Consider the following 19,847-nt stretch of genomic DNA (forward strand, 5'->3'; position numbering starts at 1 on the left):
GGCCCATCGGGCCAAGAGGGGGCAGACAGCCCCCTCCCCTCAACGCGCGCTCTCGCGTTGAGGGGCAGCAGGCGCCGGAGCGGTCTCCCCGATCAGCTGCGGGGGGCTTTGTCCGGGCGGGGCGTGAGAGTGCGGCCCGTGGCGCTGTCGCTGGAGTCGGTGACCCGGTCGAGCGTAGTTTCGAAATCCTGGCGCAGCATTTCAAGCTCGGCGTCGCTGATCTGGCGCTGGACGGTTCCATCCCATTCCTCGCAGAGGAACACGCCGCGGGAGAATGGCGCCGGCAACCACATCCGGTCCCAGGTGGGGAATTCCACCACCCGGTTGGCTGAGAAGGAGACGGCAAAGACCCGTTTGCCCGAACTGCGGGCCCAGACCAGCGGCACGGTGGCGCTGATACGCGCGGGTCCGCGCGGGCCGTCGGCGGCGATCCCGACCGAGATGCCCTGTTTCATCCGGCGCAGCACCTCGCGCGACAGCGCGACATGGCGCTTGTGGCTGGACATGGAGATATTTTCCCAGCCGAAGCGGTTCAGCAGCTTGCCCACCATGCTGCCGGCGCGGGCAGAGGAGGTCAGCGAGCAGATCGGTCCGAGCCTGATGTCGAACATGAAGGGCGCCATCATAAGCCGCTGGTGCCAGACCACGAAGATGACCGGCTCTCCGGCGCGGAGGGCATCGTCCATCTGTTCGAACCCCTCTCGGCGCCAGCGCGAGGTGGCGTAAGCGAAGCGGATATAGCCCGAGAACAGCCCGGTCACGATCCGGGAAAACATCTGGCTGTCGGCGATCTTCTTCCGCAGGCTCACGGGTGGGATCCTTTCGTTTCCTGTTTGGGGTTGTCATAGCCGAACCGGCGCGGGGGACAATGGATTGATGCCCGTGGGTGCCGAGATTCTGCTTGTGTCCGGGCTCAGCCTGTCATAGAGGAAGGCCCGGCCTTAGGGGTATAGCTCAGCTGGTAGAGCGACGGTCTCCAAAACCGTAGGTCGCGGGTTCGAACCCTGCTGCCCCTGCCATCCTTCCAACAGACTTTGTTTTTATCAGCTTCGATTGCGGTCTGTCGTGGGCTGCGCGTCAAAGCAGTTCCGGCCTGCGGTCATGTCTGTCTCCGGCCATGTCGGCGAAAGGGGCGTGCGATGGCGACGCGCCCGTTGATCAATGCTCGGTCATGATTGCGCTCCGCCCGGGCCCGTTCGTTGAGCGTATCGCCGCTGGTGTAGAGCCAAGCTGCCCCTGTGGCCCCCGGCGCCGCGGGGTGCTTTTCGGGATGCATTGGATTTGCACATTGTATACACAGTGGCTCAGAGTAGCTGACCGGAGAACGGATCATGGCCCCGAAAAAAACGACCCAGCGATTGGGGGCTGCGCATAATGCGCTATTTCTGCAAATCCATGAAGAGATGCGTCGCCGGATTCAGAACGGCGATTTCAAGCCGGGCGACCGACTTGTCGAGGATCGTCTGGCCGAGGAGTTCGGGGTGTCACGCAACCCGGTGCGGGAGGCGATTCGCCTGCTGAGCTCTGATGGTCTGGTCGAGGTGAACGCGCGACGCGGGGTCTATGTCAGCGTGCCGGAAGTCGAGAAAGCGCGTGAGCTGGTCGAGATCCGCGCGGTGCTTGAGGGGCATAACGCCCGACTGGCGGCGCGGCGGGGTAATCCCAAGCTGTTGGCCGAGGCGGGAAAGATCCTGGAAAAGGGGCAGGCGGCGCTGGCGGGCAAGCGAACCTCGGCGCTGGCTCAGCTCAATGATGATTTCCACAGGGCGCTGTCGCGGGCGTCGGAGAACGAAACCCTGGCCGAGATGCTGGCGACGCTGCGCCTGCGTAGTTCGCTGGTTTTCGCAATGGCGGATCCTGAGGTGCAGGGGCAGTCCTGGCAGGAGCACGCCGATATTCTGCGCGCGATCCTCGATGCGGACGAGGACAAGGCCGCGGCCTTGTCGACGGATCACGTGTTGCGCGCGGGGGAGCGGGCCCGCGCGCGCAGAGAGCGTCTGGCATCAGACGGTGAGCTGACGCAATAGCAGTACGATCGCGCTGAGTGCCGAAACCCCGAGCACGATGCCGCGCATCCGGCGGGCCGAGACCAGCGCGTGCAGGCGCCCGGATACGGAAAAGCCCAGCAGCAATGGCGCCAGCATTGCGAGACCCAGAACGATTTCATGCATGCCGAAGCGGCCGACCCAGCTCAGCGCCCCGATCGAGATCAATGTGCCGATGGCCAGAAAGCCGCCGATCGAGGCACGCAATTGTGCCGGGGGAACTGACTGGTAGACCAGCGCGATCGGCGGCAGACCGACCGAGGTCAGGGTGCCCATGACGCCGGAGAGGCAGCCGGCGGCGAACAGCGTTCCCGGTCGCGGCCGCAGCGGAACCCTTAGCAGGCTGACCGCAATGGCAAGCAGGATGGTCAGGGAGAAGGCGATGGCTAGCGCCCGGACCGGCAGCATTCCCATCAGCAGTGCGGCTGGGATCGAGGCGACCAGTCGCCCCGCCAGGGCATAGCCCAGCCCGCCGGTGTCGAGCGCGCCACGCTCGCGCAGGACGGACATGACCGCCAGCACGAAGGAAATCATCAGCAGGGGGCCGGGGACCAGCTCAGGGTTGAGGACGGCCAGTACCGGTGAGGCCACCATGCCCAAGCCGACGCCGCTTAGCCCCTGCAGGCAGGCGCCGGCGAAGATTATCAGTCCGATCCAGAGCCAGTGCCCGTCGATCAGCCAGGTGGCGAGAGCAGTCATCATGTGCATTTCTTGTCTATTGTATACATAATTTTCAACCGGATCGCGGCATCTAGCGCCGCGATCCGCCGGGTCAGCGTCGGAACAGTCGTTCGGTGCTCTGGATCAGCAGATAGATCGCCACCGAGATCAGGCCGAGGATGACGATGGCCGCCATTACCATGTCCATGCGGAAGATCTGGCTGCCGTAGACGATCAGATAGCCAAGCCCGGCCTTGGAGGCCTGGAATTCACCGACGATCACCCCAACCAGGCTGAGCCCGACATTGGCCTTCAGCGTTGCCATGAAGGTATGGAGGTTACCGGGCAGCACCACCTTGCCGAGGATTTGCCGTCGGGTTGCGCCAAGTGTGCGCGCCAGTTTGATCTTGTTCGGGTCGGTCTGGCTGAAGCCTGTGTACAGCATCAGGATGGTGATGAAGAGCGCCACCGCGATGGCCACCGCATAGATCGAGCCCATCGGGCCAAGCCAGATATAGAAGATCGGGACCAGGGCGATCTTCGGCAGCGCGTTCAGCACCACAAGAAACGGGTCGAGGATGCGTTCGAGCATCGGCGACAGCCACAGGACGACGGCGATCAGCGTGCCGAGCGCCATGGCGATGGCAAAGCTGATCAGAACCTCGAGCAGGGTAACGCCGATATGCATCGCCAGGTTGCCCTGGGCCACCAGTTCGAAAAAGCCCCTCCAGACCGCGCTGGGGTAGCTGGTGAGCATCGGATTGACGAGCCCGGCGCGGGGCGCGACTTCCCAGATGGCGAGGAAGCCGATCAGCAGCAGCAGCCGACCGATCTGGATCTTGCGTCGTTCGATACCCTGGCGTTTCAGCCAGTTCTGATAGGCGATGCTGGGGGCGGGGGTTTCTGGGGCTTGATCAGACATGTGAGTCCATCTCCGTCCACACCTTGTGAAAGTAGTCTTTGAATTCCTCCGCGTCGCGGCAGGCCATGGTGCTGGGGCGCTCTGGGCCGACGCTGGGAAAGTGGATTTCGTGAATGTTGTGGATGCGGCCGGGGCGGGCGCTCAGCACGATCACGCGGTCGGCCATGGCGATGGCCTCGGGGATGTCATGGGTGACCAGGACGGCGGTCTTGCCTTCGCGCCGGATGATGGTGCCGATCTCGTCCGAAATCGCCAGCCGGGTCTGGAAATCGAGCGCTGAGAAGGGTTCGTCCAGCAACAGGATATCCGGTTCCATGCACATGGTGCGCCCCAGCGCGGCGCGCTGGCGCATGCCGCCGGAAAGCTGGGTCGGCTTGTGGTGCAGGAATTGCCCCAATCCGTAGTTGGTCAGGATCCGGGTTGCCCGTTCGCGGGCGGCCTGCATGTCCATGCCGCGAATTTCCGGTCCGAGCAGCGCATTCTCGAGGATCGTGCGCCATTCGAACAAGCTGTCCTGTTGCAACATGAAGCCGACCTGCGGCGACGGGCCCTTGACCGGCGCGCCGTCGATCAGCACCTGCCCTGCGCTGGGGCCCAGAAGTCCCGACAGAAGCGACAGCAGGGTGGATTTGCCGCAGCCGGACTGCCCGACGATCGAGATGAATTCCCCTTTGGCGACTGAAAAGTTGATATCCTTCAGCGCGTGGGTTTCCCCCTCTTTCGAGAAATAGTGCAGGTTCACGTCCCGGAATTCGATCTTGGGCGGCACGATGTCGTGCCGCCCGGTGGTCGCAGATGTCATTGTTGGTCCTTTGTGAAGAACGTGGGGTCAACGACTGCCGCATAGGGCAGGCGGTTGTCATTGGGCAGAAGCCCGTTGGCGATCAGCAGATCCTGCAGCCGATCAATGGCTTCCGGGCTGACGGCGGGAGAGGACTTCCAAACACCGGCGGCGCGATGGCGTTCGACGCTGCTGGCCAGTTCCTCCGGGCTTACGCCGGGAAAATACGGGGCGAGCGCAGTGGCGGCCTCCGCCGGTGTCGCGGTGTCCAGCCAGGCCTGGGCCTTGGCGATCGCGCGGGTAAAGCCGCTGACGATCTCGGGGTGATCCGCAATATAGGATTCCCGCGCGATAAAGACGGTATAGTCGATCTGCCCCACCGCCTGGCCGACATTGGTCAGCGCGTGCAGCTTGCCGGTCTCTTCCAGCTTGGTGACGTCGGGTTCAAAGAAGGTGCCGTAGTCTGCCACCCCCGACATGAAGGCGCCGCCGCGGGCCGGGATCGCCACATTGGTGATGATGTCGACATCCTTGTCCGGGTCCAGCCCGGCGTTTTCCAGGGCCTTGCGCAGAAAGATTGCAGGGGCGGAGCCTTCGCGCCAGCCGAGGATTTTCTTGCCCTTCAGGGTGGCCCAGTCGAAAGCCTCGCCCGGGGTTTCGCGCCCGACCAGGAAAGAGCCGTCGGTGGCCGTCAGCCCGGCGAAGATGTGGATCTTTTCCGGCGATTGGCCGTTGCCGACGTAAATCGTGGTCTCCGGGCCGGCGAGGGCGATATCGACCGAGCCGGACAGCAGGGCGGCGGTCACCTTGTCGCTGCCCTGACCGGCGAGCAGGTCGAAACTGATGCCCTCTTCGGCGAAATATCCGTTCCCGATCGCGACATAGAGCGGGGAATAGAACAGAGAATGGATCACCTCCATGAAGGCGATTTCAGTGGTGTCCTGAGCCTGGAGTGGGGCGGGGGCGGCGGGCAGCAACCCGAAGGCGAGGCCGGCCGCAAGCAGCAGATTGCGCGCGTGTTTCATGTTGGTCCCTGTGTGTCTGCGATATTGTTTGACGTGTCCTTCTGGTAGGATATGTTGTTCATTGTATACAATCGTGAAGGCGTGAATGGAAAACGCCAAAAACATGAAATGATCGAAATTTAGGCGAAATCTAACCATGGAAACTGAAAAAGTGAGCACTCCACATCCGTTTGACATGCCGCAATGGGCGATTGACCGGGTGGTGGCCCGGCAAGGGCAACCGCTGGTGCACCGGGAGGTGCCGGCGGCTGAGACCGCGCTGGTCGTCGTCGATATGCAGAATTACTTCATGGAGGCGGAAAGCCCGGCCAGTGTGCCGCGCGCACGGGCTATCGTGGACAATATCAATCGGCTGGCGGCGGCATTGCGGGCCGCGGGTGGCAAGGTGGTTTGGATTCGTACCCTCTTCACCGAAGAGGCGCTCGCGGAGATCGAGCACTTCCATCGGGTCTTGCTGCTGCCGGACCGGTTCGAGGCGCGCTGCGAGGCGCTGGCGCGCGATGCCGAAGGATCGCAGCTCTGGCCCGGGCTCGACGTGCGGGCAGAGGATCTGATTATCGAGAAAACCCGCTATAGCGGCATGATCCAGGGGGCGGGCGATCTCGAGGCGCAGTTGAAGGCGGCCGGGGTGTCGGCGATGCTGGTCGCGGGCACGATGACGAATGCCTGCTGCGAATCCACTGCGCGCGACGCGATGATGCGGAATTTCCGGACGACCATGGTGCATGATGCCAATGCGACCCTGCGGGATGACGAACACGCGGCGGCGCTGATCAACTTCTATCTGTTCTTCGGGGATGTCGCCGGGACCGAGGAGTTGGTCGCCCGTTATCCCGCCGGGTGAGAGGGGGCGGCCCAGGCCGGCCTTGGGGCGGCGGCTCGTCCATCCGTCTTGAAATCGCCGCCTTGTCCCGCTATGTGCCCCTATCAGGCAGACAGGATTCGCAGCTCATGGCTCTCACCAACCCGATTCAGTTCATCCAGCAGGTCCGTTCGGAGATCGCCAAGGTCGTCTGGCCGAGCCGGCGCGAGGTGTTCCTGACCACGGTGATGGTATTCGTGATGGCGGCGTTGACGGCGACCTTCTTCGCCCTGGTCGATCTGGGGATCCGCAGTGGGCTGCATGGTATCCTCAGCCTCTTCGGCTGAGGCGCGGCGGGCCGGTTCATGGGAAATCCTTCCCGCCCCCTTGATCATTCGGCCTTTGCCTAGTAGGTGAGCGGCTACCTTTGGGGTATGGCGTGCGGCGATTCGAGGCGCACGCCGATTTTTATTCCGGGGTTGGCGGGTGAGCCGCCTTAGAGAATTGCAGATACCCGGTCTGCCGCGTGCGGTCGGGACGGACAGGACAAGGACATCAGGGTTCATGGCGAAGCGGTGGTATTCGGTCAGCGTTCTTTCCAACTTCGAAAAGAAGATCGCAGAGCAGATCAGGACCTCTGTGGTCGAGAATGGGCTTGAAGATCAGATCGACGAGGTTCTGGTGCCCACCGAAGAGGTGATCGAGGTGCGTCGGGGCAAGAAGGTCAAGGCCGAGCGGCGCTTCATGCCGGGCTATGTTCTGGTCCATATGGAAATGTCTGATCGGGGCTATCACCTGATCAGCTCGATCAACCGGGTGACCGGTTTCCTTGGGCCGCAGGGGCGGCCGATGCCGATGCGCGATGCCGAGGTCAATCAGATCCTCAACCGCGTTCAGGAAGGTGAGGAAGCGCCGCGGACCCTGATCAGCTTCGAAGTGGGCGAGCGCGTCAAAGTCAACGACGGGCCGTTCGAGGATTTCGATGGCATGATCGAGGAAGTCGACGAGGACAACCAGCGCCTGAAGGTGTCGGTGTCGATCTTTGGCCGGGAAACGCCGGTCGAACTGGAATTCGCTCAGGTCACCAAACAGGCCTGACGTGTCGCTCATCGCGCCTTTCGGCCGCTCTTCGCTGAGGAGGATGGCCGGTTGGCGGAGGGGCGAAATCGTGGAGGGCGGAGAGCGCGCGCGGTCTCACCACACCACGGGCAACCTGGCCTGTCGACGCGTCGGCGGGTGCTAGAAAAGGAGATGGCCAATGGCCAAGAAACTTATCGGGCAGCTCAAGCTGCAAGTTAAAGCCGGTCAGGCGAACCCGTCGCCGCCGGTTGGTCCGGCGCTGGGTCAGCGCGGCATCAACATCATGGAATTCTGCAAGGCGTTCAACGCCAAGACTGCGGATATGGAGCCCGGCGCACCGTGCCCGACCGTGATCAGCTACTATCAGGACAAGTCCTTCACCATGGACATCAAGACGCCGCCGGCGTCCTATTTCCTGAAAAAGGCTGCCAAGCTGCAATCGGGTTCCAAGACCCCGGGTCGCGCTGTTGCCGGTTCGGTGACCGTGGCGCAGGTGAAGGAAATCGCCGAAGCCAAGATGAAGGATCTGAACGCCAACGACGTCGAGGCGGCAATGCAGATCATCCTGGGCTCTGCCCGCTCCATGGGCATTGAGGTGAAGTAAGATGGCAAAGCTCGGAAAACGTATCCGCGCCGCGCGCGAAAGCTTCGCTGGCAAGGAAGAAGTCTCGATCGAGGAAGCTGTTGCGCTGATCAAAGGCGCGGCATCGGCCAAATTCGATGAAACCGTCGAAATCGCAATGAACCTGGGTGTTGACCCGCGTTACGCCGATCAGATGGTCCGTGGCGTTGTCGGTCTGCCGAACGGCACCGGCAAGGACGTGCGTGTCGCCGTCTTCGCTCGTGGCCCGAAGGCTGATGAGGCTACCGCAGCAGGTGCAGACATCGTTGGCGCCGAAGACCTGATGGAGACCATCCAGGGCGGCACCATCGAATTCGATCGCTGCATCGCGACCCCGGACATGATGCCGATCGTCGGCCGTCTGGGTAAGATCCTCGGCCCGCGCAACCTGATGCCGAACCCCAAGGTCGGTACCGTGACCATGGATGTCGCTCAGGCTGTGCAGAACGCCAAGGGCGGTGAAGTCCAGTTCAAGGTCGAAAAAGCCGGTGTCATCCACGCCGGTGTCGGTAAGGTCTCCTTCGATAACGCCAAGCTGGAAGAAAACATTCGCGCCTTCATCGGCGCAGTGTCGCGTGCCAAGCCGGCCGGTGCCAAAGGCACCTACATCAAGAAGATCTCGCTGAGCTCGACCATGGGCCCGGGCGTTTCGCTTGATGTGGCGACCGCTGCCGGCGAATAAAGCCGGGCGCATTCGCGCAAATTGACATTTCGGACGGGCGGCCCTGATTTGGGCCGCCCGTTTTCTTTGGGGGGCGGGTCCGGGGTGGTGCAGCGGTTTGACCGCTTTGCCGATCTTGGCTAGATCGACGGGAGGGCCCCGGCAGTCGGGCCTGCTGGATGAGAGATGTGAGTGTATGAGTGGGGAATGGCGGGTCGCCGCGATCCTGAACGAGAGCCTGTCCGATACGATGCGCTTCGCGGCCTGGTATCTGGCCGAGGGGGCGAGCTCTCTGCTGCTGATGTTCGACGATCCGCGGGATCCGGCGATGGATGTTCTGGCGGCCCACCCGAAGATAGATTGTATCGGTTGCACCGCGGGTTTCTGGCGCGACCTCGGCATGGCGCCGGACGCCAATTTTCCCAAGCGGCAGAATGCGGCGCTGACCTGGGCCTATGGCCGCACTGCAGAGCCGTGGTTTCTGAACGTCGATGCCGATGAGTTTCTCTATATCGAAGGGCGCTCGATTGCCGAATTGCTGGCGGGCTGCCCCGATGGGGTTGAGGCAATGCGGGTGGTGACGGCCGAGGTTGTCACGCCGGTTTCGCCAAAGCCGGCGCTGCAATTCCGTCTGCCGATGGAGCGACCGGCGGCAAAGCGGGTCTATCAAGGCGATGCGTCTCTGTTCGGGCCGCGCCGCATGGGGCTGATCGGTCATCCGCAGGGCAAATCGGCAACGCGGACCGGTCTTGGCGAGGTGCGCGTGCGCCAGCATTGGGTCGAGCGTCCGGACGGGGCGCGGGTGAGTGAACGGGAGGTCGGTCGCGAGGCGCGCGCCTTTCTTTTGCACATGATCGGACAGGACTTCGAGGCCTGGCGCCGAAAGCTGGGTTGGCGATCGGGATCGCGCGGATTTACCACGCCGTTGACCGAGCGGATCGCCGGGATCATGGCGGGGGCGGAGTCGGAGGCGCGGTTGCGCGATCTTTACGATGCGATGCACAAGATGGACGATGCGGCCCTGGCGCGGCTGGCGGCAGAGGGCGCCCGGCTTGAGTTGGCTGTCGATCTGGATGCGCCGGCGCGGGCAACGTTCGGCGCGGACTATCCGGGGTGAACTCCGGGCGGTTGCCGGGCGCAGGGCTCTATTGAGCGGGTGTGCATTTTACCCCTTGGAAACCGGTGCGTTTCGACCTAGTTAGGGTGCTGAGGTAAAGCGCGCGATTCGTCGGGCGCTTTATTTCGTTTCGTCCAAGACGGCGGGTGGGGCCTTCGGCGCCTTAATATCCTGCCTGAGACGGGAAAGACCAGATTAGCCGGGGGCTATGCCTTCGGGTGATTTTTTGGCCAACCCGTATTTCGGACCTGAACGCCGGACTATGTCCGGCAAACTTGAGCCGGGGCGCGGGTAAGCGTCCCAAACTTGGAGAGAACTGTGGATAGAGCCCAGAAAGAGAAAGTGGTCGAGGAACTCGGCCAAATCTTCGAAAGCTCTGGCGTTGTGGTGGTTGCCCACTACACCGGTCTGACAGTTGCCGAGATGCAGGACCTGCGCGCGCGTGCACGCGAAGTGGGTGGGTCCGTGCGTGTTGCCAAGAACAGGCTCGCCAAAATCGCCCTTGAGGGTAAGCCCTGTGAAAGCATGGCAGACCTGCTGACCGGCATGACCGTTCTGACCTATTCCGAGGATCCCGTGGCTGCGGCCAAGGTTGCCGAGGACTTCGCCAAGGAGAACAAAAAGTTCGAAATCCTTGGCGGTGCAATGGGTGAGACCGCTCTTGATCGGGCTGGTGTTGAGGCCGTGTCGAAAATGCCGTCGCGCGAGGAGCTCATTGCTTCCATCGTCGGCTGCATCGGCGCACCCGCTTCCAACATCGCCGGGGCAATTGGCGCACCTGCAAGCAACATCGCAAGCATCCTTTCGACCATCGAAGAGAGGGCGGAAGCCGCGTAAGCGGTACGCGACCTGTACTGACCGGCGTAGGGTTGAACCCCTCACGTTGGAACACACATCTAAACGGAAAGAGCTGAAAAATGGCTGATCTGAAGAAACTGGCAGAAGAGATCGTCGGTCTGACCCTGCTGGAAGCCCAGGAACTGAAAACCATCCTGAAAGACGAATACGGCATCGAGCCCGCCGCCGGCGGTGCTGTGATGGTCGCTGGCCCGGCAGATGCCGGCGGTGCTGCCGAAGAAGAAAAAACCGAATTCGACGTCATTCTGAAGAATGCCGGCGCTTCGAAAATCAACGTGATCAAAGAAGTTCGCGGCATCACCGGTCTTGGCCTGAAAGAAGCCAAGGAACTGGTCGAAGCCGGCGGCAAGATCAAAGAAGGCATCGAAAAGGCCGAAGCCGAAGACATCAAAGCCAAGCTGGAAGCAGCTGGCGCCGAAGTCGAAGTGGCCTAATTGCCATACACGGTGCGCCCTGCGTGCCGTTGCAAGTTGGGGCTGGACCCGGGAAACCCGGGTCCAGCCGAATCTGTCTTAGAAAGGGCCTCGTTCGGGGTTTTTCCTAAGGCGTGATTCAAGGATCGGGAAGGTCGCCAGTCGGGACGGCGATCGTGAATTGATCCAGACACGCACTCTCGGATGGGCAAGCGGCCGGAGCCCGGCGGTCGTCTTGACCAGTGAGACATGAAAGGTGACCACTGACATGGCGCAAACCTTCCTTGGCCAGAAACGTCTTCGTAAATATTACGGCAAAATCCGCGAAGTGCTGGAGATGCCGAACCTCATCGAGGTTCAGAAGTCGTCCTATGACCTTTTCCTGAAATCCGGCGACCAGCCCGAGCCGCAAGACGGCGAAGGCATCATGGGCGTGTTCCAATCGGTTTTCCCAATCAAAGATTTCAACGAAACGGCGGTTCTCGAGTTCGTGAAATACGAGCTGGAAAAGCCGAAATACGATGTCGAAGAATGCCAGCAGCGCGATATCACCTATAGCGCGCCGCTGAAGGTGACGCTGCGTCTGATCGTTTTCGATGTCGACGAGGATACCGGCGCCAAATCGGTCAAGGATATCAAGGAACAGGATGTCTTCATGGGCGACATGCCCCTGATGACGCAAAACGGCACCTTTGTCGTCAACGGTACCGAACGGGTTATCGTCTCTCAGATGCACCGGTCGCCGGGCGTGTTCTTCGATCACGACAAGGGCAAGACGCACAGCTCGGGCAAGCTGCTCTTCGCCTGCCGGATCATTCCCTACCGCGGCTCCTGGCTCGATTTCGAATTCGACGCCAAGGACATCGTCTATTCGCGCATCGACCGCCGCCGCAAACTGCCGGTGACGACGCTGCTCTATGCGCTGGGGCTGGATCAGGAAGGCATCATGGATGCCTACTACGAAACCGTCACCTACAGCCTGCGTCGTGGTCAGGGATGGGTCACGCCGTTCTTCCCCGAGCGCGTGCGCGGCACCCGTCCGACCTATGACCTGGTGGATGCCGCCACCGGCGAGATCATCGCCGAGGCGACCAAGAAGGTCACTCCGCGCGCGGTGAAGAAGCTGATCGAAGAAGGCACCGTGAAGGACCTTCTGGTGCCCTTCACCCATATCGTCGGCAAGTTCGTCGCCAAGGACATCATCAACGAGGATACCGGTGCGATCTATGTCGAGGCCGGTGACGAGCTGACGCTGGAATACGACAAGGACGGCGAAATCTCTGGCGGCACCCTGAAGGAGCTGCTGGACGCCGGCATCACCGATATTCCGGTGCTCGACATCGACAACATCAATGTCGGCCCCTACATCCGCAACACCATGGCGATGGACAAGAACGTGAACCGGGAAACCGCGCTCATGGACATCTATCGCGTCATGCGCCCGGGGGAGCCGCCCACCGTCGAGGCCGCCTCGGCGCTGTTCGACACCCTGTTCTTCGACAGCGAACGTTATGACCTGTCGGCTGTGGGCCGGGTGAAGATGAACATGCGTCTGAACCTGGATGCGCCGGACACCCTGCGCACCCTGCGTCGTGAAGACATCGTCGCCTGTATCAAGGCACTGGTCGAACTGCGCGACGGCAAGGGCGATGTCGATGACATCGACCACCTCGGCAACCGTCGGGTCCGCTCGGTCGGCGAGCTGATGGAAAACCAGTATCGCGTCGGTCTGCTGCGGATGGAACGCGCGATCAAGGAGCGCATGTCGTCGGTCGAAATCGACACGGTGATGCCGCAGGATCTGATCAACGCCAAACCGGCGGCTGCGGCTGTGCGTGAATTCTTCGGCTCCTCGCAGCTGTCGCAGTTCATGGACCAGACCAACCCGCTGTCGGAAGTGACGCACAAGCGGCGTCTCTCGGCGCTTGGGCCGGGCGGTCTGACCCGCGAACGCGCCGGCTTCGAGGTGCGCGACGTCCACCCGACCCACTATGGCCGGATGTGCCCGATTGAGACGCCGGAAGGCCCGAACATCGGTCTGATCAACTCTCTGGCCACCTTCGCCCGGGTGAACAAATACGGTTTCATCGAAACCCCCTATCGTGTCGTGAAAGACGGTCAGGTCACTGACGAAGTGCACTACATGTCCGCGACCGAGGAAATGCGTCACACCGTGGCTCAGGCCAACGCGACGCTGGACGAGGCCGGCCACTTCCTGAACGATCTTGTCTCGACCCGTCAGTCGGGCGACTACACCCTGGCACCGCGCGAAAGCGTCGATCTGATCGACGTGTCGCCGAAACAGCTGGTGTCGGTCGGGGCATCGCTGATCCCGTTCCTGGAAAACGACGACGCCAACCGCGCCCTGATGGGGGCGAACATGCAACGTCAGGCGGTTCCGCTGCTGCGGGCCGAGGCGCCGCTGGTCGGCACCGGGATCGAGGGCAAGGTCGCCATCGACTCCGGCGCTGCCATTCAGGCCAAGCGGGCCGGGATCATCGATCAGGTCGATGCACAGCGGATCGTGATCCGCGCCACGGAAGATCTGTCGCTGGGCGATGCCGGCGTGGATATCTATCGTCTGCGCAAGTTCCAACGGTCGAACCAGAACACCTGTATCAACCAGAAGCCTCTGGTGAAGGTGGGCGACACCGTGACCAAGGGCGAAGTGATCGCCGACGGTCCGTCCACCGACATGGGTGAACTGGCCCTGGGCAAGAACATCCTCGTCGCCTTCATGCCGTGGAACGGGTACAACTACGAAGACTCGATCCTGATCTCCGAGCGGATTTCGCGCGATGACGTCTTCACCTCGGTTCATATCGAGGAATTCGAAGTCGCCGCCCGTGATACCAAACTCGGGCCGGAAGAGATCACCCGCGACATTCCGAACGTCGGCGAGGAGGCCCTGCGCAACCTCGACGAAGCGGGCATCGTCTATATCGGCGCCGATGTGGAGCCGGGCGATATCCTGGTCGGTAAGATCACACCGAAGGGCGAAAGCCCGATGACGCCGGAAGAAAAGCTGCTGCGCGCCATCTTCGGTGAAAAGGCGTCCGATGTTCGCGACACCTCGCTGCGGGTGAAGCCGGGCGACTTCGGCACTGTCGTCGAAGTGCGCGTCTTCAACCGCCACGGGGTGGAAAAGGACGAACGTGCCCTGCAGATCGAGCGCGAGGAAGTCGAACGTCTGGCTCGCGACCGTGACGACGAGCTGGTGATCCTCGACCGCAACATCTATGCGCGCCTGAAGGATCGGATCCTGGGCAAGACCGTCGCCAAGGGGCCGAAAGGCATCAAGGCCGGTTCCGAGATCACCGAGGAGCTTCTGGCCAGCCTGAGCCGAGGCCAATGGTGGCAGCTGGCGCTGGAAGAAGAAGCCGAAGCCAAGATCGTCGAGGCCCTGAACGAGCAGTACGAGGCGCAGAAACGCGCGCTCGACGCCCGCTTCGAGGATAAGGTCGAGAAGGTCCGCCGTGGCGACGACCTGCCGCCGGGTGTGATGAAGATGGTCAAGGTCTTCATCGCGGTGAAGCGCAAGCTGCAGCCGGGCGACAAGATGGCCGGCCGTCACGGGAACAAGGGTGTGGTCTCGCGCGTGGTTCCGATGGAGGACATGCCGTTCCTCGCTGACGGGACCCCGGTGGATCTCTGCCTCAACCCGCTCGGCGTGCCGTCGCGGATGAACGTCGGTCAGATCCTCGAAACCCATATGGGCTGGGCCGCACGCGGTCTGGGGCTGAAGATCGACGACGCGCTGCAGGACTATCGCCGCACCGGCGATCTGACCCCGGTGCGCGAAGCGATGCATTACGCCTATGGCGACGATGTCTATGAAGAAGGCATCAAGGACATGAGCGAGGATGCGCTGGTCGAGGCGGCCGGGAACGTCACCCGTGGTGTGCCTATCGCGACGCCGGTCTTCGATGGGGCGAAAGAAGCGGATATCAACGACGCACTGAAGCGCGCGGGCTTTAACTCCTCGGCGCAGTCGGTCCTGTACGATGGCCGCACCGGCGAGCAGTTTGCCCGCAAGGTGACCGTCGGCATGAAATATCTGCTCAAGCTGCACCACTTGGTCGACGACAAGATCCACGCACGTTCGACCGGGCCGTACAGCCTGGTCACGCAGCAGCCGCTGGGTGGTAAGGCGCAGTTCGGCGGCCAGCGTTTCGGGGAAATGGAGGTCTGGGCCCTGGAAGCCTATGGTGCCGCCTATACCCTGCAGGAAATGCTGACGGTGAAGTCGGACGACGTCGCCGGCCGGACCAAGGTCTACGAGAGCATCGTCAAGGGCGAGGACAATTTCGAGGCGGGCGTTCCCGAGAGCTTCAATGTGCTCGTGAAGGAAGTCCGCGGCCTCGGCCTGAACATGGAACTCCTGGACGCGGAAGGCGAGGAATAGGGGCTCAAGATTTTTCGAAAAATCTCGGCAAGTTTCTTCACAGAAACTTGCCGCCCCATTCCTGCCCGTCGCGCGAATTTGAGGTATCAAAATGAACCAGGAACTGACGAACAACCCGTTCAACCCGCTGACCCCGCCGAAGGTCTTTGACGAAATCAAGGTCTCTCTTGCCAGCCCGGAACGGATCCTCTCGTGGTCCTATGGTGAGATCAAGAAGCCGGAAACCATCAACTACCGCACCTTCAAGCCGGAGCGGGACGGGCTGTTCTGTGCCCGTATCTTCGGCCCGATCAAGGACTATGAGTGCCTGTGCGGCAAGTACAAGCGGATGAAGTATCGCGGCGTCGTCTGCGAGAAATGCGGTGTGGAAGTCACGCTGCAAAAGGTCCGCCGCGAACGGATGGGCCATATCGAGCTGGCCGCCCCTGTCGCCCACATCTGGTTCCTGAAATCGCTGCCGTCCCGCATCGGCCTGATGCTGGACATGACGCTGCGCGATCTGGAACGTGTGCTCTATTTCGAGAACTACGTGGTGATCGAACCCGGTCTGACAGATCTGACCTATGGCCAGATGCTGACCGAAGAAGAATACATGGATGCGCAGGACGCCTATGGCATGGACGCCTTCACGGCGAACATCGGTGCCGAAGCGATCCGTGAGATGCTGCAGAACATCGACCTCGAAGCCGAGGCCGAGCAGCTGCGCGCAGATCTGGCCGAAGCCACGGGCGAGCTGAAGCCGAAGAAGATCATCAAGCGTCTGAAAGTCGTCGAATCCTTCCTGGAGTCGGGCAACCGTCCGGAGTGGATGGTGATGACCGTGATCCCGGTCATTCCGCCGGAACTGCGTCCGCTGGTGCCGCTGGACGGTGGCCGCTTCGCGACCTCGGACCTGAACGACCTGTACCGCCGTGTGATCAACCGGAACAACCGTCTGAAACGGCTGATCGAGCTGCGCGCGCCTGATATCATCGTCCGCAACGAAAAACGGATGCTGCAGGAATCCGTCGATGCCCTGTTCGACAACGGCCGTCGCGGCCGCGTCATCACCGGCGCCAACAAACGCCCGCTGAAGTCGCTCTCCGACATGCTGAAGGGGAAACAGGGTCGTTTCCGTCAGAACCTTCTGGGTAAACGCGTCGACTTCTCCGGTCGTTCGGTCATTGTGACCGGTCCGGAGCTGAAGCTGCATCAGTGCGGCCTGCCGAAGAAAATGGCGCTCGAACTGTTCAAGCCGTTCATCTATTCGCGGCTTGAGGCCAAGGGTCTGTCTTCGACCGTGAAACAGGCGAAGAAGCTGGTTGAAAAGGAACGGCCGGAAGTCTGGGATATCCTCGACGAGGTGATCCGCGAACACCCGGTGTTCCTGAACCGCGCGCCGACGCTGCACCGTCTGGGTATCCAGGCGTTCGAACCCACGCTGATCGAAGGCAAGGCGATCCAGCTTCACCCGCTGGTCTGTTCGGCCTTCAACGCCGACTTTGACGGTGACCAGATGGCCGTGCACGTGCCGCTGAGCCTTGAGGCCCAGCTCGAAGCGCGCGTCCTGATGATGTCGACCAACAACGTTCTGTCGCCCGCCAACGGCGCGCCGATCATCGTTCCGTCGCAGGATATGATCCTTGGTCTCTACTATGTGACCATGCAGCGCGACGGTATGGTTGGCGAAGGCAAGGTCTTCGGCAACATGGATGAGGTCCAGCACGCGCTGGACGCGGGCGAGGTGCATCTGCACACCAAGATCATCGCGCGCATCACCCAGATCGACGAAGAGGGCAACGAGGTTCAGAAGCGCTATGAGACCACCCCGGGCCGCGTGCGGCTGGGTGGGCTGCTGCCGCTGAATGCCAAAGCGCCTTTCGAACTGGTCAACCGTCTGCTGCGGAAGAAAGAGGTGCAGCAGGTCATCGACACCGTCTATCGCTATTGCGGTCAGAAAGAGTCGGTCATCTTCTGTGACCAGATCATGTCGCTCGGCTTCAAGGAGGCCTTCAAGGCAGGCATCTCCTTCGGCAAGGACGACATGGTGATCCCGGACAACAAGTGGGACATCGTCGAAGAGACCCGCGACCAGGTGAAGGACTTCGAACAACAGTACATGGACGGCCTGATCACCCAGGGCGAAAAGTACAACAAGGTTGTCGATGCCTGGTCGAAGTGTAACGACCGCGTCACCGAAGCCATGATGGACTCGATCTCGGCCAGCAAGAAGGACGAGAACGGCGCCGACATGGAACCGAACTCGGTCTACATGATGGCGCACTCCGGGGCGCGGGGCTCGGTCACGCAGATGAAACAGCTCGGCGGGATGCGCGGCCTGATGGCCAAGCCGAACGGCGACATCATCGAGACGCCGATCATCTCGAACTTTAAGGAAGGCCTGACCGTGTTGGAGTACTTCAACTCCACCCACGGCGCGCGGAAGGGTCTGTCGGATACCGCTCTGAAGACGGCGAACTCGGGTTACCTGACCCGCCGTCTGGTCGACGTGGCGCAGGACTGCATCGTGCGGTCGCATGATTGCGGCACCGAAAACGCCATCACTGTCGAACCGGCGGTCAACGACGGTGAGGTGGTTGCCTCGCTGGCCGAGCGGATTCTGGGTCGCGTCGCGGCCGACGACATCTTGCGCCCGGGCACCGATGAGGTGCTTGTCGCAGCCGGTCAACTGATTGACGAGCGTATGGCGGACGGTCTCGAAGAGGCCGGCGTCCAGAGCGCCCGTATCCGCAGCCCGCTGACCTGTGAGGCCGAGGAAGGCGTCTGCGCCATGTGCTATGGTCGCGACCTGGCGCGTGGGACGCTGGTGAACCAGGGCGAAGCCGTGGGCATCATCGCGGCCCAGTCGATCGGCGAACCCGGCACCCAGCTGACGATGCGGACCTTCCACATCGGCGGCGTTGCCCAGGGTGGTCAGCAGTCGTTCCAGGAAGCCGGGCAGGAAGGCGTCATCGTCTTCGAAAACCCGCAGCTTCTGGAAAACGCCAATGGCGAGATGCTCGTCATGGGCCGGAACATGAAGCTGCTGATCCAGGATGAGACCGGCGCCGAACGGGCCAGCTTCAAGCTGGGCTATGGCACCAAGCTGTTCGTCAAGCAGGGCGATCAGGTCGGTCGCGGCGACAAGCTGTTCGAATGGGACCCCTACACCCTGCCGATCATCGCCGAGAAATCCGGTACGGCGAAATTCGTAGACCTGACCTCTGGTGTGGCCGTGCGTGAGGAAACCGACGAAGCCACCGGCATGACCCAGAAGATCGTGATCGACTGGCGGACCGCGCCGAAGGGCAACGAGCTGAAGCCGGAAATCATCCTGGTCGATGCCGATGGCGAGCCGGTGCGCAACGATGCCGGGAATCCGGTGACCTATCCGATGTCGGTGGACGCGATTCTGTCGACCGAGGACGGTCAGGAGGTTCAGGCCGGTGACGTTGTTGCGCGTATCCCGCGCGAAGGTGCGAAAACCAAGGACATCACCGGTGGTCTGCCGCGTGTGGCTGAGCTTTTCGAAGCCCGTCGTCCGAAGGATCACGCCATCATCGCCGAGATCGACGGCTATGTCCGCTTCGGTCGCGACTACAAGAACAAGCGTCGCATCTCGATCGAGCCGGCAGACGAAAGCCTGGAGCCCGTGGAATACATGGTGCCGAAGGGCAAGCACATCCCGGTGCAGGAAGGCGACTTCGTGCAGAAGGGCGATTACATCATGGACGGCAACCCGGCGCCGCACGACATCCTCTCCATCATGGGGGTCGAGGCGCTGGCGAACTACATGATCGACGAGGTGCAGGACGTCTATCGACTGCAGGGCGTGAAGATCAACGACAAGCACATCGAGGTGATCGTTCGCCAGATGCTGCAGAAGTGGGAGATCTCGGAAAGCGGCGATACCACGCTGCTCAAGGGCGAACACGTCGACAAGCAGGAGTTCGATCAGGCCAACGAGAAAGCCATTGCCAAGGGCGGTCGCCCGGCGCAGGGCGAGCCGATCCTCTTGGGGATCACCAAGGCGTCGCTGCAGACCCGCAGCTTCATCTCGGCGGCTTCGTTCCAGGAGACCACCCGCGTGCTTACCGAAGCCTCGGTGCAGGGCAAGCGCGACAAGCTGGTGGGCCTGAAAGAGAACGTGATCGTCGGCCGTCTGATCCCCGCCGGGACCGGTGGTGCCACCCAGCGGGTTCGCCAGGTTGCGCAGTCGCGTGACAACGTGGTGATCGAAGCCCGCCGGGAAGAGGCCGAAGCCGCAGCGGCACTTGCCGCGCCGGTGGCCGACGACATCATCGGCGGTGATGCTTTCGACACTCTGGTGGACACGCCGGAAAGCCGCGATTGATCTCTGATCGTCTTTTCGACTGAAGCTTTCGACCCCCGCGGTGCTGCCGCGGGGGTCTTCTTTTCTCCGATCGGAAATTGCCCTTCCTTTCCGGCCGCCGGCGGTGTCTTCTGGCTTCCGGGC

General features: G+C 62.0%; 16 protein-coding genes and 1 tRNA gene. 12 read left to right on the plus strand and 5 right to left on the minus strand.

From position 1 onward, the window contains the following. Positions 1–92: 92 nt before the first annotated feature. A complete protein-coding gene (locus tag G455_RS0112710; RefSeq protein ID WP_028094053.1) occupies positions 93–809 on the minus strand; it encodes a lysophospholipid acyltransferase family protein in 717 nt (238 codons plus the stop codon). A gap of 134 nt (positions 810–943) precedes the next feature. On the opposite strand from G455_RS0112710, the gene G455_RS0112715 reads away from it, so the two are divergent. Together G455_RS0112715 and G455_RS0112720 are read left to right on the plus strand one after the other, a co-directional pair. Beyond that, positions 944–1,019: transfer RNA gene (locus G455_RS0112715), tRNA-Trp, on the plus strand. A 312-nt stretch (positions 1,020–1,331) separates the two neighbouring features. Then, positions 1,332–2,027 carry a GntR family transcriptional regulator gene (locus G455_RS0112720; protein ID WP_035366717.1) on the plus strand — a complete coding sequence of 232 codons (696 nt, stop codon included), beginning with the start codon at positions 1,332–1,334 and terminating at the stop codon, positions 2,025–2,027. Here the strand turns inward: G455_RS0112720 and G455_RS0112725 are convergent. From G455_RS0112725 to G455_RS24045, 4 genes are all read right to left on the minus strand, one after another. Then, positions 2,004–2,747: a sulfite exporter TauE/SafE family protein gene (locus G455_RS0112725; RefSeq protein WP_205620473.1), complete on the minus strand. Its 744-nt coding sequence runs from the start codon at positions 2,745–2,747 to the stop codon at positions 2,004–2,006. The two genes, G455_RS0112720 and G455_RS0112725, sit on opposite strands and share 24 nt — an antisense overlap. Before the next feature lie 70 nt (positions 2,748–2,817). Continuing rightward, entirely contained in the window at positions 2,818–3,627 is an 810-nt protein-coding gene (locus G455_RS0112730) for an ABC transporter permease (RefSeq protein ID WP_028094056.1), read from the minus strand. Then, entirely contained in the window at positions 3,620–4,429 is an 810-nt protein-coding gene (locus tag G455_RS0112735) for an ABC transporter ATP-binding protein (protein ID WP_028094057.1), read from the minus strand. The genes G455_RS0112730 and G455_RS0112735 overlap by 8 nt, the downstream gene beginning before the upstream one ends. After that, on the minus strand, positions 4,426–5,433 hold the full coding sequence (locus G455_RS24045; RefSeq protein ID WP_035366718.1) for an ABC transporter substrate-binding protein: 1,008 nt from the start codon (positions 5,431–5,433) through the stop codon (positions 4,426–4,428). The genes G455_RS0112735 and G455_RS24045 overlap by 4 nt, the downstream gene beginning before the upstream one ends. A 136-nt stretch (positions 5,434–5,569) precedes the next feature. On the opposite strand from G455_RS24045, the gene G455_RS0112745 reads away from it, so the two are divergent. The 10 genes from G455_RS0112745 to rpoC all read left to right on the plus strand — a co-directional run bounded on the left by G455_RS0112745 (position 5,570) and on the right by rpoC (position 19,724). Further along, positions 5,570–6,277 carry an isochorismatase family cysteine hydrolase gene (locus tag G455_RS0112745; RefSeq protein ID WP_051312467.1) on the plus strand — a complete coding sequence of 236 codons (708 nt, stop codon included), beginning with the start codon at positions 5,570–5,572 and terminating at the stop codon, positions 6,275–6,277. 107 nt (positions 6,278–6,384) lie between these two features. Further along, positions 6,385–6,582, plus strand: a complete 198-nt coding sequence (gene secE, locus G455_RS0112750) for a preprotein translocase subunit SecE (RefSeq protein WP_028094059.1) — start codon at positions 6,385–6,387, stop codon at positions 6,580–6,582. Positions 6,583–6,799: 217 nt separating this feature from the next. Beyond that, positions 6,800–7,333, plus strand: a complete 534-nt coding sequence (gene nusG, locus G455_RS0112755; RefSeq protein WP_028094060.1) for a transcription termination/antitermination protein NusG — start codon at positions 6,800–6,802, stop codon at positions 7,331–7,333. A 160-nt stretch (positions 7,334–7,493) separates the two neighbouring features. Then, complete coding sequence (rplK, locus tag G455_RS0112760; protein WP_028094061.1) at positions 7,494–7,919, plus strand: 50S ribosomal protein L11; 426 nt, start codon at positions 7,494–7,496, stop codon at positions 7,917–7,919. A gap of 1 nt (position 7,920) precedes the next feature. Next, complete coding sequence (rplA, locus tag G455_RS0112765) at positions 7,921–8,619, plus strand: 50S ribosomal protein L1 (RefSeq protein WP_028094062.1); 699 nt, start codon at positions 7,921–7,923, stop codon at positions 8,617–8,619. A gap of 175 nt (positions 8,620–8,794) precedes the next feature. Further along, positions 8,795–9,715, plus strand: a complete 921-nt coding sequence (locus tag G455_RS0112770) for a glycosyltransferase family 2 protein (protein ID WP_028094063.1) — start codon at positions 8,795–8,797, stop codon at positions 9,713–9,715. 318 nt (positions 9,716–10,033) lie between these two features. Then, positions 10,034–10,552, plus strand: a complete 519-nt coding sequence (rplJ, locus tag G455_RS0112775; RefSeq protein WP_028094064.1) for a 50S ribosomal protein L10 — start codon at positions 10,034–10,036, stop codon at positions 10,550–10,552. Between the two features lie 80 nt (positions 10,553–10,632). After that, entirely contained in the window at positions 10,633–11,007 is a 375-nt protein-coding gene (rplL, locus tag G455_RS0112780; RefSeq protein ID WP_028094065.1) for a 50S ribosomal protein L7/L12, read from the plus strand. A 247-nt stretch (positions 11,008–11,254) separates the two neighbouring features. Continuing rightward, a complete protein-coding gene (gene rpoB / locus G455_RS0112785; protein ID WP_028094066.1) occupies positions 11,255–15,391 on the plus strand; it encodes a DNA-directed RNA polymerase subunit beta in 4,137 nt (1,378 codons plus the stop codon). Between the two features lie 91 nt (positions 15,392–15,482). Continuing rightward, positions 15,483–19,724 carry a DNA-directed RNA polymerase subunit beta' gene (gene rpoC, locus G455_RS0112790; protein ID WP_028094067.1) on the plus strand — a complete coding sequence of 1,414 codons (4,242 nt, stop codon included), beginning with the start codon at positions 15,483–15,485 and terminating at the stop codon, positions 19,722–19,724. Positions 19,725–19,847 lie beyond the last annotated feature (123 nt).

The sequence above is a fragment of the Pseudodonghicola xiamenensis DSM 18339 genome (assembly GCF_000429365.1).
In the GTDB taxonomy this organism is placed as follows: domain Bacteria; phylum Pseudomonadota; class Alphaproteobacteria; order Rhodobacterales; family Rhodobacteraceae; genus Pseudodonghicola; species Pseudodonghicola xiamenensis.